A 26,993-nucleotide genomic window follows, 5' to 3' on the forward strand; every position below is an offset into this window, starting at 1 on the left:
ATAAATATATTGTTCTAAATTAATATTAAAATTTCATAATAAGTTCTATTAAAATTAATTTTGCAAAACAAAAATATAGTCATAATGCAGCCTAAAAAAAATCTTATTTTAATATTAGCATCTATCGGAACTTTCGTTGAAGCACTGGATATTGCCATTATTAATTTAACCATACCATCTATTCAGTCACAGTTCAATATCACGGAAAATACTGTGCAATGGCTGCAAACGTTATACGTTCTTTTCTTTGGGGGATTTTTAATTATCGGAGGCAAGCTTTCAGATCAATTGGGGCGTAAAAAGATCTTCCTCATTGGAGGAACAATCTTTATGCTGACATCTCTGGGAGCAGGAATGTCAACTAATTTTCAAACTTTAGCTATATTCAGAGCGCTTCAGGGATTGGGTGCTGCTTTTATTATGCCTTCTGCATTATCTATTGTTACCCATACTTTTCAAAAAGACCAGGAAAGAAATCATGCATTAGGTATTTTCAGTGCTTTTGCGGCAATCGGATCCGGGAGCGGTCTTTCTATTGGAGGAATTATCAGTACGTATTTAAGCTGGCATTGGGTATTTTTGATCAATGTTCCTATTCTTTTCATCACCATCATATTATCTTATAAATTCCTTCCTTCAGATATAAAGAACAGCAATCGTACATCAACAGATACTGTTTCCGGTATTCTTCTGGTTTTAGGTTTATTGCTGTTAACGTATGGAACTCATGAATTCATTCATATTCAGGAAAGACCTTTTATAATTTCAGGTTCTATTATTTTATCTGTTTTATTATTAGCTGCATTCATTTATCGTTTAAAAAATATCTCCAATCCATTAATTGACCTTAAGCTTTTTTCTCATACCTCTTTAGTGACTTCCAATCTTGTATTTCTGTCTTTAGGAGCATTTTTTATCTCTTTTTTATTCCTTATCTCTCTTATGCTGCAAAAAGATATGGGATATAGTGCTGCAAGCTCAGGATTAATGCTTGTTCCTTTCAGTATATTATCAGCTCTCATTGCAAAGTTCGCTTTACCCAATATTTCAAAAAAGTTAAGTTCAGTACAAATTGGAATTTTAGGATGGTCATTTATGCTTACAGGAGCTTTATGTTTAATTCTTGCCATCTATTTTCATCATTCAACGGTTTTAGTTTTAATGGGTGCTGCCTGTATTTCAGGAATCGGAATGACTTTGTGCTTTACAAGTTTATCTGTTCTGGGAATTCGCGATGTTGAGCCCCAACAGTACGGAGTCGCTTCCAGCCTTACCAGTACAAGTTATTTTTTAGGAGCGGGAATTGGTTTATCTTTTATGACTTTAATGGTTCAATTTTTCCCATCAGAGTGGGCTGTAAGTAATTTATCTCTGTTTATTCTTTTTATAGATGGAGCGATCGCTATTCTTATCCTCCTGTTTTTCATTATAAAAGAGTATAAAATTATGCGGGAATCTCTCGATTATTAATAATAATTTATAACTATTAAGTGAAATAATATTTTTAATTTTATAGAAATAAATAGACTATGAAAAAGATTTTATTACCACTTAGTATTTCTTTGGGAGCCCTCATCTCTGCTCAGGAAAAGTCTGAAGCTCCGGTTATTGACACTACAAAAGCGTGGAGTATACAAGGTCAGAATACCTTAATGCTCAATCAGGCTGCATTCTCTAATTGGGTCGGCGGGGGAGCCAATAACGTAGGATGGCTTGCCGGAGTCAATTACAATCTTACTTACGAAAAAGGAAAAGATCTCTGGGAAAATATTATCATTTTAGGCTATGGACAAAACAATACAAAAGGAATAGGTACAAGAAAGACACAGGATGTCATCAACCTTTCTACAAACTATGGTAGAGAATTCGCAGAACACTGGTACATTTCCGGAGGAGCAAGTTTACAGACACAATTTGCTGCCGGTTATGAAGACGGTAACAACCCTGAAGCTGCAAAAATTTCCAATTTTATGGCTCCCGGTTATCTGAATCTAGGTGCAGGTGTAACCTATCGTCCAAATGACAATTTCACCATGACCTTAAGACCCGCCAATGCCAGATGGACTTTCGTATTAGATAAAGATTTACAATATGCAGGAACTTACGGTCTCAAAAACGACGGAGATTCTTCATTATTCCAGTTTGGTTTTCTGGGAACTGCCATATATAAGGTAAAGATCATGGAAAACATCAATTTAACCAATACAGGTTCTGTTTTCTCCAATTATCTGGATCACCCCGAAAGATTGGTACTTTCATATAGCGGAGTACTTAATATGAAGATCAATAAATTTATTTCTACCAATGTAACATTAGATCTACTGTATGACCATAACCAGATTCAGAAAACACAGCTGAAACAAACCTTAGGAGTAGGGTTCGCTTACAATTTTGACAACGGAAAAAAGAGATCCGAAAACAAAGACAATCAGTCATGGTTGAAAAAATAAGAGAGTCATTGACTAAAAAACCTCAGATATTTTCCAAAATAAGGGTTTTCATTTAAGTCATCTGAGTAAATTAATCACAAAACAATGATGTATTTAACCGGAAAATGAACCGAAGATTAATTTTAAAATAAACGGTAATTTTTCCTTTCACTTTTTTAACATTTAGAAAATCAGCCCAATAAAACAAAAACGAAATCCTCATCAAATACCATTTATATTAATGAAATATTAAATCATAAAAATATTTCATTATTTTTTCAAAAAATATATAATCGTATTGTTATTATTCATATCTTAGTGATGTATTAATCATATAAAATTACATTCATGAAAAATTTGAAAAAATTAAACAGAAACGAGTTGAAAACTATTTCAGGAAACGGACTACTTGATAACATCGGTGGTTTAGTAACAGGTTTAGGTGGTGCTGTAGGTGGCGCTATCGGCGGCCTAGGAGGAGTAGTTGGTGGTGTTGTAGGTGGAGTAGTAGGAACTGTAGGTGGTGCTGTAACTGGTGCTACTGGAGTTTTAGAAACTACACTATGCAATGTTCAGTGCGTTGTTAACGGTATTGTCGTTATCAAGGTTCTTAATTGCGGATCTACTTGTTAAGAAATAACTAAGTTTAGTAAGGTATAACCGCTCTTTAAAGAGCGGTTTTTTTATGCTGAAAATTTATGATGAGCTTCTCAGAAATGATATTTGAGCTTTAGAGAAAAGCATACGAAAGGATTAATTTTTATTTTTACTAGATTTAATTATTAATCTGTTTTATAATGAATCAAATGGAAGCTTTAAAAACAATAAGTTATTCAGGAATTTTTCTGTCTTGTTTTTCTGAGGAAAGTACGAAATGTATCCATTCCACGCCGGAACATGTTTTGGTTTATTTATATTCTGGTGAACAGATTATTGAAGACAGAAATAAAACAATAAAGCTGAAAGCAGGAGAGTGCGCCCTGGTTCGCAGAGATCACCGGCTTAAAATGTATAAAAACGGTACCGGAAATGATCTCTACAAAGGAATTTCCCTGACGTTTAAACGAAATATTTTGCGCGAATTTTACAGTGATCTAAATAAAGCCGAAATCCCGAAGAACATCAATATTTCAGATACAAATGTTTTTAAAATTCAGCCAGATACAGCTATTACAAGCCTTTTTCAGTCACTTACTCCCTATTTTGACAGCCATGTGAAACCTACCGAAACGATTACACATCTCAAATTACTGGAAGGAATTTATGCTTTATTAAATACTGATGAACAGTTTTATCCCATCTTATTCGATTTTGCCGAACCCTGGAAGGTAGATATTCTGGAATTTCTTAATGATAATTATATGGATGAACTTTCTATGGAAGAGATCGCTTCCTTTACAGGACGAAGTCTGGCCACGTTTAAAAGGGATTTCAAAAAAATAAGCGCCCTTACTCCTCAGAAATGGATTATAAAAAAACGTCTTGAAATGGCCTATGTAAAGCTAAAAGAAGAAGGCAAAAAAGTACATGATGTCTATTTTGAAGTCGGTTTCAAAAATCCGTCTCATTTTTCAACAGCCTTTAAAAAGCAGTACGGTGTTCCTCCAACAGAAATTTAACTTTCACTAAGCATATTGAGCTTCTCAGAAAACAAATTTGAGCTCTGCAGAAAAGTCATTACGAAGCTTTCTCTCTAACTTTGTATAAAGAAATAGAGATGGTACAGGAAGATATTTTTACAGAATTATTGAATGGTGAAAAAATTTCACCAGATCATCCACAAATAAGCAGATTAAGAGAAGAATCTTATAAAGTAAGAGAATTTCTGATACAGATGAATAATTCTTCCGATCCTGAAGAAATATCACAACTGCTTAGCCGCATATTAGATAAAAATACAGAAAATGTTGCCGTTTTCACCCCCATTTATATCAATTATGGAAAGAACATCAGCATCGGAAAAAATGTGTTTATCAATTTCGACTGTACATTCCTCGCATTAGGTGGAATTACGATTGAAGATGATGTACTGATCGGTCCCAAGGTAAGTCTTATTACAGAAAACCATCCATTAGAGCCTGAATATAGAAAAGGATTGGTAGGCAAATCCATTCATATCAAAAAGAATGCGTGGATTGGAGCCAACGCAACAATTCTGCCGGGAGTTACCATTGGAAAAAATGCAGTAGTTGCGGCAGGAGCTGTAGTTTCAAAAGATGTTCCCGACAATATGGTAGTTGGAGGTATTCCTGCAAAAATCATTAAAACTATTCCTTAAAAAAATGAATCAAAAATACTTAACAAAAGCTACCACCTTTAGTATAGCAATTCTTTCACTGATGTGTTGTAGCTTTATAAAAAGCCAAAATAAAATGAATACAAAAATCCCAAAAATCAGCAGTTTCCCTACAGGCGAAGAAAATACAGGATATGCACAATATTTCACAGGAAAATCCTGGCTTGCTCCGTTAACAAAAAATAGCGATCTGAATGTTCCTCTGTCTAATGTAACCTTCGAACCTGGAAGCAGAAACAACTGGCACAGTCATACCGGAGGACAACTTCTGATTGTGGTAGGCGGTGAAGGATTATATCAGGAAAGAGGAAAACCGGCAATTCATCTTAAATCCGGAGATATTGTAGAAATTGCTCCCAACGTAGAGCATTGGCACGGCGCCACCTCAAAAAGCTGGTTCTCACATCTGGCAACCAACGGAAACCCAAAAACCAACGAAAATATTTGGCTGGAACCCGTAACCGATGAAGTTTACAATGAAGCCAACCTTGAAATAAAAAAATAATGAATACCCAAAAGTGGAAATTCAGCATTTTTGGAAGAAAGAAAAGCTAAAGGCTTAAAAGATCTTGAAAGCAAAAAAATCGTCGTTGAGAATAATCCGCCAAATAAATACGAACAAGGCAGAACCGTCTTGGAAATTTTAACCCAAACAGTAGATCAAGAAATATTAAAAAAAATGAAATAGAAAATGAAAAGCATAAAATTATTGGCAATGGCTGCAGTGTTTGTATTTGGCCAGTCAGATGGTCAGAAAAATTCAAAATCAGAAAAAATGAATGACACTAAACAACATTATACCTTTCATTTAAGTGATCAGGTGACCCGTCAGAAAGTTACATTTAAAAACCGTTACGGGATCATATTATCAGGAGATTTGTATCTTCCAAAAAATATAAGCCGTGAAAAACTACCTGCATTGGCAATTAGCGGACCTTTCGGAGCTGTGAAAGAACAATCTTCAGGTTTATACGCCAATGAAATGGCACAAAAAGGTTTTGCTGTTATTGCTTTCGATCCTTCTTATACAGGTGAAAGTGGAGGAGAGCCCCGTAATATCGCTTCTTCCGACATCAATACCGAGGATTTCAGCGCGGCTGTAGATTTTTTGGGACTTCAAAAAAATGTTGACAGAAGTAAAATTGGCATTATCGGAATCTGCGGTTTCGGAGGCTTTGCATTAAACGCAACAGCTGTAGATAAGCGTGTAAAAGCTGTAGCTACAACCAGTATGTATGATATTCCAAGAGTGGCTTCAAAAGGGTATTATGATAAGGTTACATTAGAAGAGCGTACAAAAACACTGGAACAAATGAGCCAACAGCGCTGGAAAGATGCAGAAACAGGAGTAACTGCGCCCGGACCGCGTTCTAATGCCGAAAAATTAAAAGGGGACGAACCACAATTTGTTAAAGATTATTTTGATTACTACCGAACTCCAAGAGGTTTTCATGAACGATCCATCAATTCAAACGGAGCCTGGAAAGCAACCAGCGGATTTTCCCTGATGAATATGCCGATCCTTACCTATATTAAAGAAATTTCGCCAAGACCAGTTTTGATAATTGCAGGTGAAAATGCCCATTCAAGATATTTTAGTGAAGATATTTATAAAGCGGCTTCCGAACCTAAAGAATTGATGATTATTCCTAACGCGGTGCATGTTGACTTATATGATAGGTTAGATAAAATTCCTTTTGATAAACTGCAACGTTTCTTTAATGAAAATTTAAAATAATTCTTTTTTTGAATGAGAAAAAAACCTTCTTTAATAATTTTTAAGGAAGGTTTTTTATTTTAATTAAGATAAGCTTAAACATCCTAAAATCATCATTACCATATTAATTTTATAAAATATTGAAATTTATTTGAAGAAAAAGGAATAGATATGTGGTTATTTATAACTATATGTTTAAATTCAATCTTCAAAATTATGGTAACTGACAAATTGGGAAATGAAATTTATGATCGAATGAGAAAAAACAGATTTATTCTTTTTAAAGCAATAATTTTTATATTATTTTTTTTGTCAATCAGCTTAGTCCACGCTCAGAAAGCAGATTCAGCTTACGTGGCGGCTTATCATCAAAAAATGTGGGTAACAGGCTATATCTCTACAAGTACTTTACAGCTAAATAGGGATAATACTACTTTTTCACCCAATTATCCTATAAATGCAGGAGTAGGTTTAGGTATAAGAAACACAATGGTTAATTTTCTATTGGGACATAGTATCATTCCTTTAAAAGGAAGTGAGTATGGAAAAACGAAATCCACTGATTTACAAATACATAATTACGGAAGGAATTACGTTGTAGATCTTTACTATCAAAAATATAAGGGATTTTATACAGAAGATAAAAAAATAATTAATCTATTCCCCGATCTTTCTGTTCAGCAGATAGGTGCAGAAGGAACATACATTTTCAACGGCAACAAATTCTCAGCAAAGGCAGCTTTTGAACAAAGTGAAAAGCAGAAAGCTTCTGTTGGGAGTTTTTTATTGGGAGGTGGTGCCTATTGGCATAGGGTAGTACCAATATTGGATAATGACATCGATAGCAATACACCATTTGATAATTTACAATTGGGAGTCAATGGGGGATATGCATATTCTTGGGTGATTGACAAACATTGGCTTCTTACAGGGATGGCAACTATAGGGGCTAATTTTGGTAATGAGACGGCAGCTTTAAAAGATGGTAAAATAAAAATATATCCTACTGCCTTAGCACGGGCTGCTTCTACATATCATAGAGATGATTGGTCGTTATCTTTTTCAATGCTTATTAATAACAAGGTCGCTTACCCCAAAGCGGGAAGTTCATTTGATCTTACCACTTTGAGTATGCAGCTTTCCTACGTTAAACAAATCGATGGTATCTTTAAAAAAGTGAAATAAATATTACCTATTGGTCAATTTCATAGACTCTGAACCATATCGTTCACCTGTGTTAGGATATTCCTGGACTATCATATTGACAGCTTTGATTTCTTCTTCCGTTAACACAATTTCCACAGCCTGCACATTGTGTTGGAGAAATTCTTGTTTTTTTGTTCCGGGTATAGGAATAATATCATCACCTTGCCCTAACAGCCAAGCAAGGGCCAATTGGGTTGTTGTAATACCTTTTGAATTTGCAAATTCCGAAAGAGCCTTAACAAGTTTTCGATTATTTTCCATATGTTCGTATTGAAAGCGTGGTAATTTCGACCTAGAGTCATCTGGTGCAATATTCAACAAGTCAAAGTTTTCAGTAAGCATACCTCTACCCAATGGAGAAAAAGGTATAAGTGACATCTTATATTTTCTAACTGCCGGTAATATTTTACTTTCAACATCCCTTGTAAGCACCGAGTATTCACTTTGTAATGCGGTGATAGGATGAATTACGTTTGCCCTTTCTATGCTTTTTTCCGATGATTCACAAATACCTAAATATCTTATTTTACCTTCCTTCACAAGTAGACTCATTGCACCAATACTTTCTTCTATAGGAATTTTGGGATCTATGCGGTGTAAATAATACAGATCTATATAATCCACATTTAATCTCTTTAAGCTAAGTTCTACCGCTTTGCGCATATAAGCTGGGGAACCATCAACCTGATTGGAAAAAGATGTAGCTGTTAGATCATATTTAAATCCAAATTTAGTTGCAATGAAAATCTTATCTCTATTAGGTTTCAAAACCTTTGAAAGAAGCTTTTCATTTTCTCCCCCACCATAAAAGTCTGCTGTATCCCAGAAATTAATACCCAAATCTAAAGCTTTGTGTAAGGTTCGGATACTTTCACTATCATCTTTTTGACCATAAGCGTGGGACATTCCCATACAACCTAATCCTATAGCGGAGACTTTTTCCAATGTATTTCCTAATGTTCTAAATTTCATAATACTTTTTATAGTTGAATATTTGTAGGCGTATAATATTTAAATGCATTCCAATTATATTGATCATTTTCTTTATCAATATAACCTAATCCTGGCCATGGTAAATGAGAGGACATTAACAATGTTTTATTAGCGAAACTTTCTTCCAATAATCGAATACGTGTTTTTATTCCTTGATTAAAATCTACATCTAAGCAAACACCCCAGTCAGGTTGTGCGACCATTAACGGAGTATGGAAAACATCAACTATATTTTTCACCGACTTTTCTTCTGAAGTAATAGTGAAAATAGTTTGTCCGGGTGTGTGACCAACGGCCAGTTCTGTTTGGATGAAACCAAATAATTTCTCCCCCGGTTCAAATTTTTCTAGTTTGGAATCAATTTTCTCAAGAATATTCTTGGTAAAACTAACGGTAGCTTTTATTTGTTCTGCACTTAATTTGCTATGGGAAAAATCAGGAATATCGGACATCCAAAAATCATATTCTTTTTTTGCGATATGATATTTTGCGTTGGGGAAATTTTGTGTTCTATCTAAAGATATAATTCCACCAATATGATCCCGATGCCCATGCGTTATAAGTATGTTAGTTATGGACCTGGGGTCAATTCCTGCATGTATTAAATTTTCTAAAAGTTTTCCCTGATTATCTCCAAAATGTTTACCCATACCGGCATCTATTAAAATAGTTTTGTCAGATTTTTGTATTAGCATAATATTGATGCCCAGATCAATGATATTTTTTTGTAGATGTAATTTCTCCGCTCCAGCCTCAAAATCTATCTTAGAAACCATTGGAGCGAATGTAGGTTGAGCTTTATCAAAAGTCATTTGACCGTCTGAAAATAAAAGAAAATCTATTTTACCCAAATGAACTACGAGGGGGGCAATAAGCGCCTTGTTCTTAACTTTAGATTTATCTATTATCGTTTGTCCCATTGTGCTTGGTGTTAACAGCAGACTACTTGCTATAGTTGCTAATTTTATTGCATTTCGTCTATTCATTTTTTTAATTTTAGACAAAATTATCCTGATAATTTTACTTTTACAAGTACCTACTTTTATGTACTTTAGCTACTAAAAAGAAACTATTGCTGATTTTCAAAGTATAAAATTTGAATTATGGACAAAAAAAATGTGACAGAACCAATATGCGCCGTGGATTTCGCATTTAGAAGGATTGGTGGAAAATACAAAGGTCGTATTTTGTGGTATATTTTTAATCATGAAGTATTGCGTTTTGGCGAGTTGAAAAGATACATGGATGATATTACCACTAAAATGCTCACACAAACTCTGCGAGAACTTGAAAGTGATGGACTATTGCATAGGAAAGTATATCAAGAAGTACCACCAAAAGTAGAATATACACTCACAGAAACCAGTGAAAAATTAATACCGTTTATCAATCAATTACGTGAATGGGGGGTAGCTCAAATGATAAAAGCAAAAATACCGGTACGGAAACATTAATGAGGTTCTTGCTCCAAATTTCAGAAAAGCGGTGGTTTCAAAAATTATTTAATTTTTCTAAGAGGTCTTATCCTTTATTGTTGAGTTCAAAGTTTGTATTAAAAGAATACTTTCCTAATCTATTGATATGCTCAAAAGGAGCAGGAGAAATATGTTCAGAAATAGTGTTGTAGGCTTTTTAATTTAAAAATTAATGTTTTTGGATGGTATTGAATGATTCCGTACCTTTATTCGATGACGAAGTCTCCCGAAAATGGAACGGAAAAAGAATCCACTATCGAGAGGAGGGAAGTATAGAAAAAACCAAAATCTACAAAGACAGAAAATTGATTTCTACGAAATAATTTGTAGAACCTGTTTAAAAATTAAAAAACCACAGTCACTTAGCGGACGACGTATTTTTTGCTGTCTATGTATCTGTACTCTTGTGTCAATCCACCAAATCCATATGCGTCTGCTTTAACTTCCTCTACATAAACGTAACTTTCGGTATGCAAATTTCCAAGAAATTTTCCCATTAGTGAAAAGACGGCTTTTATGTACATTGCCTTTTCGTCCTTAAGGTTGGTGGACTCTGTAATTTTAATGTCCAGATAAAAGCTTTTTAAGCTCTGGTCTTTCAGGCTTTTTTTGTTTACAAACCAACTGTTTTCAGAGATGTAAGTAACTGTAATGGCTGTTACTTCGGGTTTCTTCTTTAAATGCAAAGCCGTAAGTTCCGTAAGTTCGTTTACAAGAGTTTGAGTCAGTTCAGTGTTTTCCTGTCCACTGATTTTCAAATTTAAGATTGGCATAACAATTTTTTTGAGTTAATGGTCCAAAATTAAGAGTAACGTTTGACTAATTTATTCACCTATGTGAAGATTTTAATCGGCTTAAGGATTGAGGTTTTATGCCTAAATAGGAGGCAATATGATATTGGGAAACTAATTGCTCAATATTTGGGAACAGTTCCAATGTTAGTTTAAATCTTTCTAACGCTTGGTCTTTGAGGAATGTAGTTTCACGTTTACATTTTCTGATAAAATAAGTATCTGAAATGTATTTGGAAAGTTTTAGCCATTCCATATTTTGGGACATTATTGAGTCAAGTTGCTGTCTAGACAAACAGAAAATCGTACTGTCTGAAAGTGCCTGAATGTTACAATTTGTTTTTTCACTTGTTAGGAAACTTGTAAGTGCACAAGCAATTGTGTTTGGAAAATAAAAATCATTGTTATGTTCTTCGACTTTGCTGTAAACAAACGAGCGCAAAACACCTTCTTTTACAAAACCAACAAAATTACAAGTCTGTCCTTCTTGAATAAGAAATTCATTTTTAGAGATTTTACGTTCTGTTACAAGCTCTAATAAGCTTTGAATGGAACTTTCTTTAATTCCAACCGTATCAGCAAGTATTGATTTTATAAATTCCATATGTCTTCTCCTGTCCTGTGTTTCTTCACAATTGCTAATTTATGAAAAAAGCCGATTTTCAAAGTATGAAATTTGAATTATGGACAAAAAAATGTGACAGAAATCAATATGTGCCGGGGATTTCGCATTTAGAAGGATTGGAAATAACTATTCAATAGCGTAATGACATACGAAAATAAAAGTATGTGATGTAGGTGTACTATGAGTTCTAACAAACATACAATTACTACTTAAATAACAAGCATTTAATTAATAATGCAAAATATATAAACCTATTATATTTAACATAATATAAATTATAGGATTTTATTTTCACCTGATATAGGAGAGCCTAGATTGCTATTTTCAGTCCCTTTTTCTATATTTGTTTCCTATTCAAAATAAATATGAATCATTCGAGCTGTTTACCTCCACCAGTAATTTAATATTTCCAAATTTGATTTGAAGTATTTCTCACGCAGATACATTTTATCTGTTGGTTTTTCGTACTTCAGATTCTGATTAAAATATTTAATTACTCATCTTTTATACAGTTCATTTTCAAATGAAAAAATCATATTTATTATTGCATCTGGCCGTAATGCTGGCTGGATTTACAGGTGTATTCGGAAAATTAATTTCCCTTAATGAAGGTCTTTTGGTTTGGTACCGCCTTTTATTTTCATCCATCATTTTATTTATTATTTTAAAACTGCTGAGAATCCCCTTTACGATTTCTACTCAGGAAAAACTCCGTATATCCAAAGTTGGATTGCTTATTACCATGCACTGGATTTTCTTTTATGCAAGTATCAAATACTCAAATATTTCAATTGGTGTAGTTTGCTATTGTCTGACAAGTTTTTTCACGGCAATCTTTAAACCTTTGATAGATCGGGAAAAATTTAAAGTTTCCGAATTATTGCTTAGTACTTTAACCCTTTTAGGAATCAGCCTTATTTTTCATTTTGATGCTTCTTATCAGTTAGGAATTTGTTTAGGCGTTATTTCATCGGCGTTTGGCGCCCTTTATACCATTTATAATAACCGTCTGGTTCGGCATTTTGATAGCAAGATCATTAACTATTATCAGATGGTCGCCGGAACCGCTATTTTAGGCCTTTTTATGCCCATTTACCTCCATTTTTTCCATTCAGAACGCATAGTTCCTGACTTAAAAGATACGGGATATTTGGTGTTTTTGGCGTTGTTTTGTACTGTCGGTCTGTATGTTACATTTGCTGAAGTTTTGAAAAAAATTCCGGCATTTACCGTGAACCTGACCTTTAATTTAGAACCAATATATGCCATCATTATGGCATTTTTATTCTTTGATGAAAGCAAAGAAGTCAATATTTCCTTTTATATAGGGCTTTTATTTATCATTACTTCAGTTATTTTACAGACTTTCATTTCAATTAAGAAGAAATAAATACTATTTCCCGGGACAGCCAAAAATTCCATAAATGATTATCATTAAGTAAAATTAATGCAGAAATATTTATGGAAAGCCCTGTTAATCCCGGGATTTTATTGATTTATATAAAATATCTTCATAAAAATTTGCGTAGCCAAATAACTTCATTTAAATTTGTAGCCAAATAACTACACAATGAATTTAAGACGAGATGTATTTCAGGCGATTGCCGATCCTACCCGAAGATCAATATTGATGTTGGTTGCAGCACAATCTATGACGGCAGGTGCAATTGCTTCGAACTTTGATACCGCAAGACCTACAGTTTCAAAGCATCTTCAAATCCTTACAGAATGTGAATTATTGAAGTCTGAGCAAAACGGTCGCGAAATTATCTACCATTTAAATCCAATAAAAATGAAAGAAATTGCAGATTTTATTGAACCTTTCCGTAAAATGTGGGACGAAAAATTCAATAAGTTAGAAGAAGTCATGAAAGCCTACCAGAATAAAAAAGATGCGTGATATGAAGTACATGTTCTTATAACACGTCTCCCGTATCTCGAACCTAATTACTCAAAATATGGAACTCAAAACAAAAATACACGCCGAAGACGGAAAGCAGGAAATCTTCATCACCCGGGAATTCGATCTGCCTGTTGAATTGCTTTTCAAAGCATATACAGAAGCCGAACTTTTCGAACAATGGATGGGAACAAAAGTGACAAAATTCGAAAATAAACAACACGGAAGTTACCGATTTGAAACCTCAAATCCACAAGGCGAAGTAGCTTTCAGCGCCAATGGAACGATTCATGAAATTGTTCACAATGAGAAAATTACAAGAACTTTTCAAATGGAAAACACTCCTTTTCCGCCTCAGTTTGAGTTTCTTGAATTTGAAAAAATCACTGATACCACAAGTAAAATAACGATTCAGACCATCTATAAATCTATAGATTTCAGAGACCAGATGCTGAAATTACCGTTTGCACAGGGCATTAATATGGCTCATAACCGTCTGCAGGAATTATTTAAATCATGAGAGATTCGAGTTTTTGAATTTTGAATTATACAGCTTATACAACTCACAACTCGTAGCCCGAAACACCAAAACCCAAATTATATGAATCCAAAAGTTGATTTCTTCTTTGATAAAGCCGCACAATGGCAAAAGGAATTTGAAAAACTAAGAGCAATCGCTCTGGAAACCCAGCTTGCAGAAGATCTAAAATGGGGATGTCCTTGCTATACTTATGAAGGAAAAAATATTTTCTTAATTCATGGTTTTAAAGAATATTGTGCACTCCTCTTTTTTAAAGGCGCTTTAATGAAAGATCCTGCCAATATTTTAATTCAACAGACTGAAAATGTACAGGCTGCGAGACAGATCCGTTTTACTGATTTGCAACAAATCCTTGATTTAGAAAAAACTCTCAAGGAATATATGTTTGAAGCCGTAGAAGTTGAAGAATCCGGAGCTAAAGTCGAAATGAAGAAAACCAGAGAATTTGAAATGCCTGAAGAATTTCAGCAGAGACTGGATGAAGATTCAGTATTAAAAGAAGCATTCGAAGCTTTAACACCGGGAAGACAACGCGCTTATCTACTCTACTTTTCTTCTGCAAAACAATCCAGGACCAGAACAGCCAGAATTGAAAAATATATTCCGGAAATTCTTAATGGAAAAGGATTGAATGATTAAAATCTTAAACTTCGAGACATGGAAACACAAAACAAATTTCAGAAAAGAAATAAAATTATCTATTGGATTTTCACCCTTTGGATGTCACTAGGAATGGTTTCAACAGCTATTGTCCAACTGATCAGAAACAAGGACGAACTGGCCAACTTCGCCAATCTTGGATACCCTTCTTATTTAATGCCTATTATTGGAATCTGGAAAATACTGGGAGCTATCGCTATTCTGATCCCAAAATTTCCATTATTGAAGGAATGGGCTTATGCAGGATTTTTCTTTGTAATGTCCGGAGCTGTTATCTCTCATTGTATTGTTAGTGATACATTTAGCAAAACATTTCCTGCAATTTTACTGCTTGTGCTGGTAATTATTTCTTGGTATTTTAGACCTGCCGAAAGAAAAATATCTATTGCAGATTAATACTACCACCAAAATAGAATTCAATATGAGCACAAAGAAACTCTCCTCAACACAAAACGAAGAATTGCTGAAGATTCTCCAACTTCGTTTTGAAAAAAATATGAGCCGCCATAAAGGTATCGATTGGGATAAAATTCAGGAAAAGCTTGAAAAAAACAATGAAAAATTATGGTCGCTCCACAGAATGGAAGAAACAGAAGGTGAGCCTGATGTTATTGGTTATGATAAAAAAACTGATGAATATATCTTCTTCGACTGTTCACCCGAAAGTCCGAAACGCAGAAGTCTTTGCTACGATTATCCGGCTTGGGAAGCCCGAAAAGCCAATAAACCGGAAAATAATGTTATTGATACTGCCTCAGAGATGGGCATTGAACTCCTCACCGAAGAGCAATATCGTCAGCTTCAGGAATTAGGAAAATTTGATCTGAAAACTTCAAGCTGGGTAAAAACGCCTGCGTCAATCAGAGAATTAGGAGGCGCAATATTCTGTGATCGCCGTTACAATACGGTCTTCATTTATCATAATGGTGCTGATTCTTATTATGCTGCAAGAGGTTTCCGAGGATGTTTAAAAGTTTAGTTTTTAGATGCATTCCATAATAAAATGATTATTTTAGTACCTTCGAAATTTATCTAACACAACAAAAAGGATTATGAAAAAGTTGATCTTATTAGGTTCACTATCAGTTTTCTTAATGAACTGTAACAAAAAAACAGAAACAACAGCTCCAAAAGCGGAAACAGATTCTACAGTGACTACAGAAAAGGTAGTTGATACTTTAGGACCTAAATCTTTCTGCTATATGGGTGTAACCGGAAAAGATTCTGTATTTGCCAATATTGATGACAATCTGGGAACGATTACCGGAAAAATGTCTTACAAAAACTTTGAAAAAGACAGTAACAAAGGAGATATTTCCGGTTATAAATCAGGAGATACCTTAAAACTGACTTACGAATTTGTATCTGAAGGCAGAAAAAGTGCAAGAGATATATTCTTTATTCAAAAAGACAATACTTTAACAGAAGGTATTGGCGAACATAAAGAAGAAAACGGACAGGTAAAATATGCAAGCGAGAAAAAAATCAGCTATAAAGACGGTCAAAAACTGGAAGCCGCTGATTGCAATCTTGTAAATAAAGCTTTAAAATAAAGAAAAATGCAACTTTAATAAGTTGCATTTTTTTATAGTTCTGCTTGGATGATCTCGATAAAATCATTCACAGGCTGATCTTCGGTATTCCAGGAAGTAATAAGACGGATAGCTGAAGAGTTTTCGTCCATTTTTTTCCAGACATAAAATTCAAATTTTTCAGACAATTTCTCAATCAGCTCATTGCTCAAAACCGGGAAAATCTGATTGGTATACGTATCTGAAAGAAACTGTACTCCCCTTTCTTTCATGGCATTTTTGATCTTCATTGCCTGCTGATTTGCATGTTTTGCCAACTCAAAGTACAAATCATTTTTCATCAATTCTAAAAATTGAATTCCTAACAATCTTCCTTTTGCCAGCAACGCTCCTTTCTGTTTGATATTGAAAGCAAAATCCTGCTGAAGTTCCGGATTATTAATGACAATTGCTTCACCAATTAAAGCACCATTTTTAGTTCCTCCCAAATAGAAAACATCGGTAAGTTCGGCTACTTTTTCCAGCGTCAGATCACTGATTTCGGAAGTTAAACCATGTCCCATTCTAGCACCATCCATAAATAAATACAGCTTGTTTTCTTTACAGAATTTCGAAAGTGCTTCCAGTTCTCCTAGCGTATAAATCGTTCCCAGCTCTGTAGAATTGGAAATATACACCAACTTCGGCATTACCTGATGCGGAACATTTCTGTGATTTTCCAGAGTCGGAATGATATCTTCAGGAGTCAGTTTCCCGTCTTCTTTTTCTATTCCTAAAATCTTATGTCCTGTTGCTTCAATGGCTCCCGTTTCATTATTAAGAATATGTCCTGTAGCTGCAGAAACCGCACATTGATAAGGTCTTAAAATAGAAGAAATTACAATGAGATTGGCCTGAGTTCCACCCGAAACAAAATAGATCTCCGAATCTGATTTTTTTATTCTTTGTTTAATTAACTCTTTAGCCTTTAAAGAATACTGATCTTCTCCGTAACCTGCCTGCTGATCTTTATTATGCTCTAAAAGCGCCTGTAAAATATTAGGATGACAACCCTCCGAATAATCGTTTTTGAATGAAAATTTCATAGAGTAAAATTAAAAAAACTTAAAATAACAACCGTCAATAATTCATAATATTTTGTTAGATTTGTAACGAAAATCATCTAACATTTTGAAAACAACATTAACCGAAGAAAACTATCTGAAAGCTTTATTTCATTTAGTAGACAGTGAAAGCAAAGTAACGATTAATGAACTCAGCAAATTTTTGAATGTAAAAATGCCGAGTGTTAACAATATGATGAAGAAATTTGCAGAAAAAGGCTGGGTAATCTATGAAACCTACAAACCTCTCATCGTTACCGAAAAAGGACGTCGTGAAGCGGCTTTGGTCGTAAGAAAACACAGACTTACGGAGATGTTCTTAGTTAAAAAAATGAATTTCGGCTGGGAAAATGTTCATGAAATTGCAGAACAATTGGAACACGTACATTCTACTATTTTTTTTGATAAAATGGATGAAATTCTTGATTATCCCAAATTCGACCCTCACGGAGAACCGATTCCTGATAAAGACGGAAATATCATTGCTCAGGATTTACAAAAACTCAGCAACTGTGAACTTGGAGAAGCTGTAATCTTTGCTTCTGTCACCCTTTCTGATGATGCATTTCTTAATTATTTAACAGAAAGAAATCTATTGCTGAACAAGAAAATAAAGATCATAAAAATTGAAAATTTCGACAAATCCATTACCATAGAAGTGGATGGGAAACAGGAGGTTTTGAGTAGAAAAGCAACAGAAAAAATATTGGTAAAGAAATAGATTGAAAGTTTATTTTCAATCTATTTCTTCATTATGGAATCTTAAACTGACTTTAGGCTATTGTTCAAAATTTCGGAAACTATTTCAATTTCTTCCACTGTATTGAAATAATGCGGTGATAATCTTACAATTCCGTTGATATTTTTATTCGTAAAATCAATTAAGGCAGAATTCTTATACGTTACGGAAAAGAATACGTTATTTTCTTTCAGTACTTTCTGAATATTCTCCAGATCTCCGTTTGGTTCGCAAAAGGTAATGATACTGCTCAGATTATTTCCCTGATCCCAAACCTGAAATCCGCTGTTTCTTAGATTTCCCCGAAGTCTTTCAGATAAACCTTTATTATAATGTTCGATAGCATGTATCCCAATAGTATTCGCATATTTTAAAGCTTCAGTAAATCCTAATAGAGAAGCATAAGAGATTTCCCAGTGCTCGAATCGTTTTGCGGTTTTAAACAATTCATAATTGTCATATTCCGTCCAATTGGCCCCTCTCATATCCAATAATAAAGGAGCATAATTCTGTTCCAGTATTTTATCCGAAACATATAAAAATCCTGTTCCTCTTGGTCCTCTCATGAATTTTCTGCCTGTTGCCGTTAAAAAATCACAGCCTATTTTTTCAACATCCACAAACATCTGTCCGATGGACTGACACGCATCTACTAAATACAGAACATCATATTTTTTGCAGATTTCCCCAACACTCTCCACATCCTGAATCAATCCTGAATTGGTTGGAATATGAGTGACTGCAACCAACTTTGGGTTATGCTTTTTAATTAAATTTTCCAGATCTTCCAAATCAAGCTCATGATCTGAACGTTTTTTTGTTCTGATAATTTTTAGATTTAATTTTTTCTGAAGTGAAATAAATGTGATCTGATTAGAAATATAATCGTCAATTGTAGTAATAATCACATCTCCTTCTTTAAAAACAATACTGGATAATGCTTTGGTATAAGCGTCTGTAGCACTTGTGGCAAAAGCAATATTTGAAGATTTGCAGTTAATCAGTTTAGCCGTTTCATCATAAAAGCTTTCAAGCAGTTCCGCATTTCTATTAGCAACTTCATAGCCTCCGAACTGTTCTTCCTGCTTTAGATAATCAATCATTGAATCTACTACATGTACTGGCATTAGCGAAGATCCCGCATTGTTCAGAAAGATCTTGTCATCTGATAACCCTCTGATGTCCTGTCTTATTATATCTACATTCATATTTTATTGAATATTATAAAACAATTTTACACAAAAAATCCCGAATTTATAATACCGGGATTTATTTTTTTTCAAGCTATATCATGGTTAATCCAAAACACTCCAACCTCTTTTCGGATTGGTATTGGAAGAAACCTCCTGTTCGTTTACAATAATGTTTTCTTTTCTCTGACCAATATAATCCAGTTCGCTCAGTTTTGAGAAGATAATTTCCAGACTTCTCAGCATCTGCTGAATATACAATAAAGGTTCGCCACAATTGTGATGATCATAGTTTGTTTCTGCGACAATTGATAATTGGTTTAGCAAAGTATGAGGAGCAATTTCGCTCCATTCTAAGCTATAATTCAGCATCTCTTCCAATTCTGCCGGTACCAGAACCTGTGTAGCATTGTATAAATTAAGAGCTAACTTAGCAAAAGATTCAATTAAAAATACGGGTGGTTGCCAAGGCGTAATATTTCTAAACTGGAAATACATGTCGGCAAAAGTTGTAATCATCGTGTTACACAAAAATTTAACATTCTGTGCCAATGCTGTATTCTGGTTTTTATGGGATGCTTTCTGAATAATTTTAAAAGCGTATTGCTGCAGATTACCAATTGATTTTGCAAAACCATTATAATAGTTCAGCAATGCAGGATGGCTCTGAACGGAAGTACAAGGCGGAATAAAATTTGAATCCACCTGTGCAATATTTCCTTTTAAATCCACTTTTCCAACAATCAGATAATTCCCTCCTGAATAACTGCTGTTCAAAGAGGTTACCGGAAGTAATTCGATATGATAATTCGATTGTGCATTCGGGTGTCTCGGTGGAATTTCTTCGGGATCAATATCTCCGAAAGGTACTTTATCGAAAGGATTTACCGAAATCAAAATATAATATTCTCCGTCTGCCTGTTCTTCGTTCATCGATTTTGCCAATGACTTCACACTTACTCTACGGTCATTAAGCTCAACTCTGTATCCGGCTAATGTAACGGCACTGCAATGTTTTATAAAGAGCTGAACATCATTGGTTGCTGTATTATGAACATCAAAAATCGTTTTGTCTGTAAATTCATTAGGAATAGGCAAAAGTCCGTAATTATAATTGGTAATCCCTAATGAATTGGAATCTCTGATGGTATCAATTAAAAAATTATCCTGATCATTTAAATGTCGCTGGGAAACTTTCATTCCGTCGACCCAATTGATCGCAAAATGTTTAATAGGCTGTATCATATTAAATACTTTTAAAATTTGTGTGTGTTATGATTTTTTAGCAATTCCTTCTTCTGCATGATGAATTACTCTTTTGCAAATAACAACTTCATTTTCTGAAATACTATTTGCTGAAATATCCTGATCGAAATTGATGTATTTTCTAAAACTGAAAAATGATTTTTTGGTATAAAAAATCCAATAATAAGGTTCTTGTTCATTATCTGAAAGATGAATAACAGATCCCGGATTTTTGTGGTTATAATCATCTACAACTCTATAAAACCAATCCCCGAAAGTAACTCCTGTCGGCAGCGTTTTAGCTTTAATTCTGAATCGGTTAGATTCTTCCAGATTTTTACTTAATTCCACATTCAGTACCATCAATCTGTCGAAATCTGCACCTTCAAAATCCGGAAGCTTCTGATCCGGAGAATATCTCCATGTCTTATAAATATCGACAGGAATACTGATAAACTGAACGTAACAATAATGAAATACCAGTGGAACAAGGAAAACAAATGCACTGGTTGCAGACATTACCGGATAACCTGTTCCCATACTCATCCAGTTAAAGATCAAAGTAAACAGATAACCTCCGAATACAATACATGTCAAAGAAAGTACAGATTCAAACAATACACTCATTGAAAAGGAATCAATATGCTTTTTAAAGTATCTGTCCAAAAGATTAACATGGATAATCCCCAAAATAAAATAAATAATCTGAGCGATCAGATACCAATAAGGATTAAAGGAATTTCCCGAGAAACCAAAAAAACCAGGTACAGCTATACACAAGCTGCACAGAAGAACGTATATAATAATGGTTTTAATTTTTATAGCAGGCTTATTCCTTCTGATTATTCCCAAAATAACCATCATGATGACTGCAATTAAAGGCATTAAAATATATCTTAAAAATATACCTTTTACTGAAGAGATTTCCATTTGTCTTTTTTCAATTAATAATGTATCGGTTGGTGTCTGTAAATATAATAAAATATTTTAGAGGAATGTGGAGTAACCAAGGCGGTTCGCATTTCTTTCATCGTCCTCCAAGGCGAATGAATATTCCTGTTTTTCTGTGATGAAATTTTCTTTCACATCTACACTTACCGGCAAAAAGTAATCGTATAGTGTATAAAGAACTTTTCTAAACGGACTTCCATCTATAAACTTTTTCATCTCCGAATATGGAATAGGTCCTATATTAACGACCCAGTTCCTTTGCCCGTCCATATGAGTACCACTCGGAATATAAGTCACTCCCAGTCTGGAGTTCCCAAGCAGCATCGAATCATCATTCTCCTCTATTTTGTCTATTACATTCGGAGTAAAAGTAACTTCTACCGGCATCTGAAGAAAAGCAGTCATGCATCTTTCAAACCATCTTTTATCTCCCCTGATCTGATGAAAAAACGGTAATATATAGATGAAAATATAAGCGTTTTGCTTGTCAAGCATTTCCACTAAAGGCCAAAGTTCACTGATTGTATCTAACAATGAATCTGTATCACTGGAAATATCAAAATCGAATTCTTTAAGCAAGGCACTAATTTCAGTAAAGAAAATCTCCAACTCAAAGGGTTTGAAGAACTTTCTTGCATCTTCCTCTACTCTTTTTTGTTTACGAATCTCTTTAACAACAGTTTCTACATTCTTTCTGGATGTTCCCAAAGAAGGAGGATGAAATAACCCTTCAGGAAGATAATCATAAATCCCTTCCCGATATGTTTCTATAGTAAAGACCTCTTCATCAAAACCTAAAAAGTGACTTGAAATACCTTTTATATCCTTCAAATAAGCTCTATCATTAATTCCAAGACGGTCAATAAAAATATTACTTACAGCTCTATGGTATTTTAATAGATTAACAGCCACAGCTTCAGCTTTGAAATCTGTCTGCAGCTTATTGTAATTCATTTCTACAATATTGTTCTCATACATAGTGTTTCCTGTGATTTTGGGCATGTAAAGGTAATATATCTCGCAGTATTGAAAAAATATTTTCTCAAATAATTTTTAATTAAAAATACTAATTTAATCCCATTTAAAAGAATAATCTATACAATTATCCGTGAAAATACGGTAAAAGGTATAGAATCACTCAATGTAAACCACCCTTTCATTCTAAAATAATCACGAAATAAGTTAATAGAAAACTTATTTAGATTAAATTTTATTAACATCCTGGAGGACAAGAATTCTGTCATATATAATTCTACTTCGAAAACTGAGCCGTATCTTTGCACTCTGAAAATGTTATTTACAATGAAAAGTATGTATTCTAAAATTCTGATTTTAGCTTTCATGGCATCTTCGCTTTATTCTTATGCGTGGGGACTGACTGGACACAGAATTATTGCAGAAATTGCAGAAAATCATCTTTCCGGAAAGGCAAGAAGAGAAATTAAAAAAATTATGGGCAGAGAACGCCTTGCGTATTGGGCAAACTGGCCGGACTTCATTAAATCTGATACTACAGGTGCATGGAAGCAGGCTTCAGCTTGGCATTATGTAAACATTGATCCTCAGACAGATTTCAAAGCTTTTGAAAAAAACTTAGAAGCTCAGGCCGGACCAAGTTTATACACTCAGGTAAAAGTATTATCTAGCCAGATTAAAGATGAAAAAACTTCTGAAAAAGACAGAAAAATCGCTTTAATTTTCCTTATCCATATCATGGGAGATCTTGCACAGCCTTTACATGTAGGAAGAGCTGAAGATTTGGGAGGAAACAAAATCAACGTTACTTATTTTGGCGAAAAAACAAATTTACATTCAGTTTGGGACGGAAAATTGGTGGATTCTCAAAAATACAGCTATACAGAATATTCAAAATTACTGGATATTAAGTCTAAAGATGAAGTAGCTAAAATTCAGTCAGGAACGGTAGAAGACTGGTTGTATGATTCTCATCAAATCGCTAATAAGATCTATGCACAGACTCCCAACGATTCAAAATTAGCATACGATTACCAGTACAAATTCAATGATACTATGGAGAGACAGCTTCTATACGGAGGTTTGAGACTTGCCAAATTACTGAATGATCTTTTTTAAAATGATTTAAATATATCATTAACTCTATAAATATAAGCGGAACTTTGGTTTCGCTTTTTTTATTTCCTCAGTTCAAATAAAAATCATTTGTAACGGTTAAAACGATTGGTACAGAATCCAGTAAAAATTAACACAGTTTTTAGAGTTAAAATTTAATTAAAAAACACTTCTTGGTACGATTTTTTCAAAATATCTTACCAGATAGCAACCTATAAAATCGCTATTCTGTGTCACGAGAGCCATAATTTACAACTATTTTCTCAATTGTAATTTAAATAAATAAAAAATAATTGAAACATGTGTAACCTTTTTACCTTTTCAAACGTATAATATATAGTAACTCTTTTTTGAGGAAAAAATAGATGAGACAATTAAAAATCACTAAGCAGGTTACCAACAGGGAAACTGCTTCATTAGACAAGTATTTGCAGGAAATTGGTAAAGTTGAACTAATCACTGCGGACGAAGAAGTAGAATTGGCACAAAAAATTCGTGCGGGCGACAGAGCAGCACTAGAGAAGTTAATCAAAGCCAACCTTCGTTTCGTAGTATCGGTTTCTAAACAGTACCAAAATCAAGGTCTTTCTTTACCCGATTTGATCAATGAAGGTAACTTAGGACTTATGAAAGCGGCAAAAAGGTATGATGAAACAAGAGGTTTCAAATTTATCTCTTACGCGGTATGGTGGATTCGTCAATCAATTTTACAGGCTTTGGCTGAACAGTCGAGAATTGTAAGATTGCCATTGAACAAAATCGGTTCCATCAATAAAATCAACAAAGCATACGCTCACCTTGAGCAGGAAAATGAAAGACCACCTTCTCCCGAAGAATTGGCTGAAGTTCTTGACATGAGCGAGGAAGATATTAAAGAATCTATGAAAAACTCCGGAAGACACCTGTCTATGGATGCGCCTTTAGTAGAAGGTGAAGATTCTAATCTTTATGATGTATTACGTTCTGGAGAATCTCCAAGTCCGGATAAAGATTTAATGCTTGAGTCTCTACAAATCGAGATTGAAAGAGCATTGAATACTTTAACTCCAAGAGAGGCTGATTTGGTAAGATTATACTTCGGATTGAACGGAAAACACCCGATGACTTTAGAAGAAATTGGTGAAACTTTTGATCTTACCAGAGAGAGAGTTCGTCAGATCAAAGAAAAAGCGATCAAGAGATTGAAACACAATACCAGAAGTAAGATCCTGAAATCTTATTTAGGTAAATAATTTTACGCAAAAATTTACTAGGCGGAGTTTGATTTTCAGACTCCGTTTTTTATTTTTATCCAATGAATAATTTATTTTTTTTCATTGGGGGATTTCTCCTGTTATGGATTGCTACTAATACCGCAATTTACTTCTACTTGAAATATAAAAGAAAACTTTTCTTTGAATATATAAAGGATAAAAAATATACCTTAGTTCCTAATATAGAAACTGAAATTGAAGGATATTCTAAATTTGGATCAAAAATAAGCTATAGAAAAGCCGATATTATATTTTTGGAAGAAAATATTTTCCTTTGTTCATTCAATAAACCGATCATCCAGCTTACAAAAAATCAGGATTTTTTCCCAAACATCCATTATAAATATACTTATAATTCAAAAACAAGGTTAGAAGACAGGCTCGAAATAAAAAATACAGATGAAAGCTTGAAAATATATCTAAATTTTAAAAATAAGAATTTTGATCTGGATCAACTTTTCAATAATCAGATACAGTAATTTTAAAGTAAATTCGACTTCAATTTTTCAGAATAAAAATTATCTTAATCTTAATAACCATGAAAAAAACACTTATTACCTCTACTTTATTTTTATTAATCATTTCTTGTAGTGAAAGTAGTTCAGAAAATAAGCCACTTGTAGAAAATACTGTGGATAATGCCGATTCTTCTATAAAAAATTCGTTTGAGAGCGGCAGTAGATATGAGCAAAATATGATTGATAAAATTTATTCTGAATTAATCAAAAATGACAAAAAATTATCGACTCTTGATGATAAGATCTTAAAAGCATATGAAAACCAAAGAAAAGTTCTCGAGTATTACAATGTAGTCCTTGATAAATCAGATGGTTATTATCAAGATGCAATTCATTTAACGAATACTATAAATGATTCTATTCTAAAACATCAGATTGAAAACGAGATCAGAGCAAATTCTGAGAAGTATAATGAAAAGACCAGAAACATTCAGAATTTAATTTCAAGGCTCAATAAAAATGAGCAGGATATAAATAGCTTTTACACCGCTTTCAAAATCAGAAAAACCCTGCCGAAAATTGAAAAATATCAAAATGCCCATCCTTTAAAAACAAATAGCTTAGAAAATTTTATCAAAAAACAAAATCAGTTATTGAATGAACTGAAAAATTTAAAATAATGAATTCAATTTCAATCATCGGAGCGGGAATCGGAGGATTAACACTTGGTAATATTCTGCAACAGCATAATTTCGATTTTACCATTTACGAATCGGCACCTGAAATAAAACCCGTCGGTTCAGGAATTATGATGGCCATCAATGCAATGCAGATTTTTGAAACATTAGGTTTAAAAGAAAAAATTGAAAAAGCAGGAAATAAAATTCACGGAATTTCTGTGACTGATGAAAAACTGAAACTCATTTCGAAAACGAATGTGTTGAAGCTTGAAAAAAAATACAACTCCTGCAATGTAGCAATCCACAGAGCTGATTTGCAGAGAATTTTAGCTGAAAACATTGGTTTTGAAAACATTAAACTGAATCATTCTTTAAAAGAAATTCAAACGAATAAAAATTATCTTATCAACTTTGAAAACGGAACTGAAGTTGAAAGTGCAACCGTTTTCGGAGCAGATGGAATTCATTCAAAAATAAGAAATCAGATCTTTGGAACAGGAACCCTCCGCAACACCGGACAAATCTGCTGGAGAGGCTTGGTTGAGTTTGACTTGCCTGAACAATTTCATCATGAAGCGATTGAAGCTTGGGGCAAAGGAAAACGTTTCGGTTTCGTTAAAATGACAGACCGAAAAATATATTGGTATGCTGTTATTAATAAAAGAATACACAAACGTTATAACAGTTTGTCTGAAAACTTTCACGGTTTCGATCCATTAATCATCGATATTATTGAATCTACTTTGCAGGAAAATATTATTCTTAATGATATTATAGATCTCTCTCCTATTCCCAATTGGCATTCCGGAAATCTTTGTTTGATTGGTGATGCTGCTCATTCGACAACGCCTAATTTAGGACAAGGTGCTTGTCAGGCCATTGAAGACGCGTATATTATTGGAAAATTACTAGAGAAAAATAAAGATTTTAATTTCATTTTTGAGCAATTTCAGAAGATCAGAAGAAAAAAAGTAGATCATGTTGTCAATACAAGCCTCAAAATCGGGCAGATTTCTCAATGGGAAAAAGGAACTCATTTACGAAATCTTATGATGAGATTAATTCCTGAAAATATTAATCAACAAATGGTAGAAAGGGTTATAAAATTAGAAATGTAA

At 33.8% G+C, this 26,993-nt stretch carries 33 protein-coding genes; 24 read left to right on the forward strand and 9 right to left on the reverse strand.

Translation table 11 applies throughout. The features are described from left to right. Positions 1–84 precede the first annotated feature (84 nt). The 9 genes from JI747_RS04350 (at position 85) to JI747_RS04390 (ending at position 7,627) form a co-directional block, all read left to right on the forward strand. Entirely contained in the window at positions 85–1,470 is a 1,386-nt protein-coding gene (locus JI747_RS04350) for an MFS transporter (protein ID WP_225686536.1), read from the forward strand. 59 nt (positions 1,471–1,529) lie between these two features. After that, on the forward strand, positions 1,530–2,450 hold the full coding sequence (locus JI747_RS04355) for a DUF3078 domain-containing protein (RefSeq protein ID WP_225686538.1): 921 nt from the start codon (positions 1,530–1,532) through the stop codon (positions 2,448–2,450). A 327-nt stretch (positions 2,451–2,777) separates the two neighbouring features. Next, positions 2,778–3,062, forward strand: a complete 285-nt coding sequence (locus tag JI747_RS04360; RefSeq protein WP_449508534.1) for a bacteriocin-like protein — start codon at positions 2,778–2,780, stop codon at positions 3,060–3,062. Between the two features lie 164 nt (positions 3,063–3,226). Next, complete coding sequence (locus tag JI747_RS04365; RefSeq protein WP_225686542.1) at positions 3,227–4,048, forward strand: helix-turn-helix domain-containing protein; 822 nt, start codon at positions 3,227–3,229, stop codon at positions 4,046–4,048. A 98-nt stretch (positions 4,049–4,146) separates the two neighbouring features. After that, positions 4,147–4,707, forward strand: coding sequence for a DapH/DapD/GlmU-related protein (locus JI747_RS04370; protein ID WP_225686544.1), 561 nt, complete (start codon positions 4,147–4,149; stop codon positions 4,705–4,707). 94 nt (positions 4,708–4,801) lie between these two features. After that, complete coding sequence (locus JI747_RS04375) at positions 4,802–5,230, forward strand: cupin domain-containing protein (protein WP_225686546.1); 429 nt, start codon at positions 4,802–4,804, stop codon at positions 5,228–5,230. A 30-nt stretch (positions 5,231–5,260) separates the two neighbouring features. Further along, positions 5,261–5,413, forward strand: coding sequence for a hypothetical protein (locus JI747_RS04380; protein ID WP_225686547.1), 153 nt, complete (start codon positions 5,261–5,263; stop codon positions 5,411–5,413). 3 nt (positions 5,414–5,416) lie between these two features. Beyond that, entirely contained in the window at positions 5,417–6,463 is a 1,047-nt protein-coding gene (locus tag JI747_RS04385; protein WP_225686549.1) for an alpha/beta hydrolase, read from the forward strand. Between the two features lie 288 nt (positions 6,464–6,751). Next, the gene (locus JI747_RS04390; protein ID WP_225686551.1) at positions 6,752–7,627 is read left to right on the forward strand and encodes a DUF4421 family protein; all 876 of its coding nucleotides are present in this window, start codon (positions 6,752–6,754) and stop codon (positions 7,625–7,627) included. A gap of 3 nt (positions 7,628–7,630) precedes the next feature. Here the strand turns inward: JI747_RS04390 and JI747_RS04395 are convergent, their stop codons facing one another. Both JI747_RS04395 and JI747_RS04400 read right to left on the reverse strand, forming a co-directional pair. Continuing rightward, a complete protein-coding gene (locus JI747_RS04395) occupies positions 7,631–8,620 on the reverse strand; it encodes an aldo/keto reductase (RefSeq protein ID WP_225686552.1) in 990 nt (329 codons plus the stop codon). Positions 8,621–8,628: 8 nt separating this feature from the next. After that, positions 8,629–9,627 (reverse strand): MBL fold metallo-hydrolase, encoded by a 999-nt coding sequence (locus JI747_RS04400; protein ID WP_225686553.1) that lies wholly within the window; start codon positions 9,625–9,627, stop codon positions 8,629–8,631. 117 nt (positions 9,628–9,744) lie between these two features. Here JI747_RS04400 and JI747_RS04405 point away from each other — a divergent pair, with 117 nt between their 5' ends. Both JI747_RS04405 and JI747_RS04410 read left to right on the forward strand, forming a co-directional pair. After that, complete coding sequence (locus JI747_RS04405; protein WP_225686554.1) at positions 9,745–10,095, forward strand: winged helix-turn-helix transcriptional regulator; 351 nt, start codon at positions 9,745–9,747, stop codon at positions 10,093–10,095. Positions 10,096–10,298: 203 nt separating this feature from the next. Further along, entirely contained in the window at positions 10,299–10,439 is a 141-nt protein-coding gene (locus tag JI747_RS04410) for a hypothetical protein (protein ID WP_225686555.1), read from the forward strand. Between the two features lie 39 nt (positions 10,440–10,478). Here the strand turns inward: JI747_RS04410 and JI747_RS04415 are convergent, their stop codons facing one another. After that, positions 10,479–10,889 carry a tautomerase family protein gene (locus tag JI747_RS04415; protein ID WP_225686556.1) on the reverse strand — a complete coding sequence of 137 codons (411 nt, stop codon included), beginning with the start codon at positions 10,887–10,889 and terminating at the stop codon, positions 10,479–10,481. A gap of 55 nt (positions 10,890–10,944) precedes the next feature. Beyond that, entirely contained in the window at positions 10,945–11,511 is a 567-nt protein-coding gene (locus JI747_RS04420) for a Crp/Fnr family transcriptional regulator (protein WP_225686557.1), read from the reverse strand. A gap of 544 nt (positions 11,512–12,055) precedes the next feature. Here JI747_RS04420 and JI747_RS04425 point away from each other — a divergent pair. The 7 genes from JI747_RS04425 (at position 12,056) to JI747_RS04455 (ending at position 16,186) form a co-directional block, all read left to right on the forward strand. Then, positions 12,056–12,922 (forward strand): DMT family transporter, encoded by an 867-nt coding sequence (locus tag JI747_RS04425; protein ID WP_225686558.1) that lies wholly within the window; start codon positions 12,056–12,058, stop codon positions 12,920–12,922. 180 nt (positions 12,923–13,102) lie between these two features. Further along, positions 13,103–13,432: an ArsR/SmtB family transcription factor gene (locus JI747_RS04430; protein WP_225686559.1), complete on the forward strand. Its 330-nt coding sequence runs from the start codon at positions 13,103–13,105 to the stop codon at positions 13,430–13,432. Positions 13,433–13,490: 58 nt separating this feature from the next. Continuing rightward, positions 13,491–13,952 carry an SRPBCC domain-containing protein gene (locus tag JI747_RS04435; RefSeq protein WP_225686561.1) on the forward strand — a complete coding sequence of 154 codons (462 nt, stop codon included), beginning with the start codon at positions 13,491–13,493 and terminating at the stop codon, positions 13,950–13,952. 81 nt (positions 13,953–14,033) lie between these two features. Continuing rightward, positions 14,034–14,612 carry a YdeI/OmpD-associated family protein gene (locus JI747_RS04440; protein WP_225686562.1) on the forward strand — a complete coding sequence of 193 codons (579 nt, stop codon included), beginning with the start codon at positions 14,034–14,036 and terminating at the stop codon, positions 14,610–14,612. Positions 14,613–14,630: 18 nt separating this feature from the next. Further along, on the forward strand, positions 14,631–15,029 hold the full coding sequence (locus JI747_RS04445) for a DoxX family protein (protein WP_225686563.1): 399 nt from the start codon (positions 14,631–14,633) through the stop codon (positions 15,027–15,029). A 25-nt stretch (positions 15,030–15,054) separates the two neighbouring features. Beyond that, on the forward strand, positions 15,055–15,612 hold the full coding sequence (locus JI747_RS04450; RefSeq protein ID WP_225686564.1) for a DUF4256 domain-containing protein: 558 nt from the start codon (positions 15,055–15,057) through the stop codon (positions 15,610–15,612). A gap of 73 nt (positions 15,613–15,685) precedes the next feature. Continuing rightward, positions 15,686–16,186, forward strand: coding sequence for a hypothetical protein (locus JI747_RS04455; RefSeq protein WP_225686565.1), 501 nt, complete (start codon positions 15,686–15,688; stop codon positions 16,184–16,186). 32 nt (positions 16,187–16,218) lie between these two features. Here JI747_RS04455 and JI747_RS04460 read toward each other — a convergent pair whose 3' ends face one another. After that, complete coding sequence (locus JI747_RS04460) at positions 16,219–17,250, reverse strand: threonine aldolase family protein (protein WP_225686566.1); 1,032 nt, start codon at positions 17,248–17,250, stop codon at positions 16,219–16,221. A gap of 85 nt (positions 17,251–17,335) precedes the next feature. Between JI747_RS04460 and JI747_RS04465 the strand changes: the two genes are divergently transcribed. Further along, positions 17,336–17,989, forward strand: coding sequence for a metal-dependent transcriptional regulator (locus JI747_RS04465; protein ID WP_225686567.1), 654 nt, complete (start codon positions 17,336–17,338; stop codon positions 17,987–17,989). A gap of 41 nt (positions 17,990–18,030) precedes the next feature. Here JI747_RS04465 and JI747_RS04470 read toward each other — a convergent pair whose 3' ends face one another. From JI747_RS04470 to JI747_RS04485, 4 genes are all read right to left on the reverse strand, one after another. Then, positions 18,031–19,215 (reverse strand): aminotransferase class V-fold PLP-dependent enzyme, encoded by a 1,185-nt coding sequence (locus JI747_RS04470; RefSeq protein ID WP_225686568.1) that lies wholly within the window; start codon positions 19,213–19,215, stop codon positions 18,031–18,033. 87 nt (positions 19,216–19,302) lie between these two features. Beyond that, complete coding sequence (locus tag JI747_RS04475; RefSeq protein ID WP_225686570.1) at positions 19,303–20,442, reverse strand: hypothetical protein; 1,140 nt, start codon at positions 20,440–20,442, stop codon at positions 19,303–19,305. 27 nt (positions 20,443–20,469) lie between these two features. Next, positions 20,470–21,372 (reverse strand): TssN family type VI secretion system protein, encoded by a 903-nt coding sequence (locus tag JI747_RS04480; RefSeq protein WP_225686571.1) that lies wholly within the window; start codon positions 21,370–21,372, stop codon positions 20,470–20,472. Between the two features lie 57 nt (positions 21,373–21,429). Then, entirely contained in the window at positions 21,430–22,395 is a 966-nt protein-coding gene (locus JI747_RS04485) for a type VI secretion system baseplate subunit TssG (protein ID WP_225686572.1), read from the reverse strand. A gap of 300 nt (positions 22,396–22,695) precedes the next feature. Here JI747_RS04485 and JI747_RS04490 point away from each other — a divergent pair, with 300 nt between their 5' ends. The 5 genes from JI747_RS04490 (at position 22,696) to JI747_RS04510 (ending at position 26,993) form a co-directional block, all read left to right on the forward strand. Beyond that, on the forward strand, positions 22,696–23,487 hold the full coding sequence (locus JI747_RS04490; RefSeq protein ID WP_225686573.1) for a S1/P1 nuclease: 792 nt from the start codon (positions 22,696–22,698) through the stop codon (positions 23,485–23,487). Positions 23,488–23,849: 362 nt separating this feature from the next. After that, positions 23,850–24,716: a sigma-70 family RNA polymerase sigma factor gene (locus JI747_RS04495; protein ID WP_099767369.1), complete on the forward strand. Its 867-nt coding sequence runs from the start codon at positions 23,850–23,852 to the stop codon at positions 24,714–24,716. 62 nt (positions 24,717–24,778) lie between these two features. Next, a complete protein-coding gene (locus JI747_RS04500) occupies positions 24,779–25,216 on the forward strand; it encodes a hypothetical protein (protein WP_225686574.1) in 438 nt (145 codons plus the stop codon). 59 nt (positions 25,217–25,275) lie between these two features. Further along, on the forward strand, positions 25,276–25,875 hold the full coding sequence (locus tag JI747_RS04505) for a hypothetical protein (RefSeq protein WP_225686575.1): 600 nt from the start codon (positions 25,276–25,278) through the stop codon (positions 25,873–25,875). Next, positions 25,875–26,993, forward strand: coding sequence for an FAD-dependent monooxygenase (locus tag JI747_RS04510; protein ID WP_225686576.1), 1,119 nt, complete (start codon positions 25,875–25,877; stop codon positions 26,991–26,993). Before JI747_RS04505 ends, JI747_RS04510 begins: the two co-directional genes overlap by 1 nt.

The organism is Chryseobacterium tagetis (assembly GCF_016735585.2).
Classification (GTDB): domain Bacteria; phylum Bacteroidota; class Bacteroidia; order Flavobacteriales; family Weeksellaceae; genus Chryseobacterium; species Chryseobacterium tagetis.

Coding starts and splice junctions, on each gene's coding strand:
- JI747_RS04350 (WP_225686536.1), top strand. CDS start 85: ATGCAGCCTAAAAAAAATCTTATTTTAATATTAGCATCTATCGGAACT.
- JI747_RS04355 (WP_225686538.1), top strand. CDS start 1,530: ATGAAAAAGATTTTATTACCACTTAGTATTTCTTTGGGAGCCCTCATC.
- JI747_RS04360 (WP_449508534.1), top strand. CDS start 2,778: ATGAAAAATTTGAAAAAATTAAACAGAAACGAGTTGAAAACTATTTCA.
- JI747_RS04365 (WP_225686542.1), top strand. CDS start 3,227: ATGAATCAAATGGAAGCTTTAAAAACAATAAGTTATTCAGGAATTTTT.
- JI747_RS04370 (WP_225686544.1), top strand. CDS start 4,147: ATGGTACAGGAAGATATTTTTACAGAATTATTGAATGGTGAAAAAATT.
- JI747_RS04375 (WP_225686546.1), top strand. CDS start 4,802: ATGAATACAAAAATCCCAAAAATCAGCAGTTTCCCTACAGGCGAAGAA.
- JI747_RS04385 (WP_225686549.1), top strand. CDS start 5,417: ATGAAAAGCATAAAATTATTGGCAATGGCTGCAGTGTTTGTATTTGGC.
- JI747_RS04395 (WP_225686552.1), bottom strand. CDS start 8,620: ATGAAATTTAGAACATTAGGAAATACATTGGAAAAAGTCTCCGCTATA.
- JI747_RS04400 (WP_225686553.1), bottom strand. CDS start 9,627: ATGAATAGACGAAATGCAATAAAATTAGCAACTATAGCAAGTAGTCTG.
- JI747_RS04405 (WP_225686554.1), top strand. CDS start 9,745: ATGGACAAAAAAAATGTGACAGAACCAATATGCGCCGTGGATTTCGCA.
- JI747_RS04410 (WP_225686555.1), top strand. CDS start 10,299: ATGGTATTGAATGATTCCGTACCTTTATTCGATGACGAAGTCTCCCGA.
- JI747_RS04415 (WP_225686556.1), bottom strand. CDS start 10,889: ATGCCAATCTTAAATTTGAAAATCAGTGGACAGGAAAACACTGAACTG.
- JI747_RS04420 (WP_225686557.1), bottom strand. CDS start 11,511: ATGGAATTTATAAAATCAATACTTGCTGATACGGTTGGAATTAAAGAA.
- JI747_RS04425 (WP_225686558.1), top strand. CDS start 12,056: ATGAAAAAATCATATTTATTATTGCATCTGGCCGTAATGCTGGCTGGA.
- JI747_RS04430 (WP_225686559.1), top strand. CDS start 13,103: ATGAATTTAAGACGAGATGTATTTCAGGCGATTGCCGATCCTACCCGA.
- JI747_RS04435 (WP_225686561.1), top strand. CDS start 13,491: ATGGAACTCAAAACAAAAATACACGCCGAAGACGGAAAGCAGGAAATC.
- JI747_RS04440 (WP_225686562.1), top strand. CDS start 14,034: ATGAATCCAAAAGTTGATTTCTTCTTTGATAAAGCCGCACAATGGCAA.
- JI747_RS04445 (WP_225686563.1), top strand. CDS start 14,631: ATGGAAACACAAAACAAATTTCAGAAAAGAAATAAAATTATCTATTGG.
- JI747_RS04450 (WP_225686564.1), top strand. CDS start 15,055: ATGAGCACAAAGAAACTCTCCTCAACACAAAACGAAGAATTGCTGAAG.
- JI747_RS04455 (WP_225686565.1), top strand. CDS start 15,686: ATGAAAAAGTTGATCTTATTAGGTTCACTATCAGTTTTCTTAATGAAC.
- JI747_RS04460 (WP_225686566.1), bottom strand. CDS start 17,250: ATGAAATTTTCATTCAAAAACGATTATTCGGAGGGTTGTCATCCTAAT.
- JI747_RS04470 (WP_225686568.1), bottom strand. CDS start 19,215: ATGAATGTAGATATAATAAGACAGGACATCAGAGGGTTATCAGATGAC.
- JI747_RS04475 (WP_225686570.1), bottom strand. CDS start 20,442: ATGATACAGCCTATTAAACATTTTGCGATCAATTGGGTCGACGGAATG.
- JI747_RS04480 (WP_225686571.1), bottom strand. CDS start 21,372: ATGGAAATCTCTTCAGTAAAAGGTATATTTTTAAGATATATTTTAATG.
- JI747_RS04485 (WP_225686572.1), bottom strand. CDS start 22,395: ATGCCCAAAATCACAGGAAACACTATGTATGAGAACAATATTGTAGAA.
- JI747_RS04490 (WP_225686573.1), top strand. CDS start 22,696: ATGAAAAGTATGTATTCTAAAATTCTGATTTTAGCTTTCATGGCATCT.
- JI747_RS04495 (WP_099767369.1), top strand. CDS start 23,850: ATGAGACAATTAAAAATCACTAAGCAGGTTACCAACAGGGAAACTGCT.
- JI747_RS04500 (WP_225686574.1), top strand. CDS start 24,779: ATGAATAATTTATTTTTTTTCATTGGGGGATTTCTCCTGTTATGGATT.
- JI747_RS04505 (WP_225686575.1), top strand. CDS start 25,276: ATGAAAAAAACACTTATTACCTCTACTTTATTTTTATTAATCATTTCT.
- JI747_RS04510 (WP_225686576.1), top strand. CDS start 25,875: ATGAATTCAATTTCAATCATCGGAGCGGGAATCGGAGGATTAACACTT.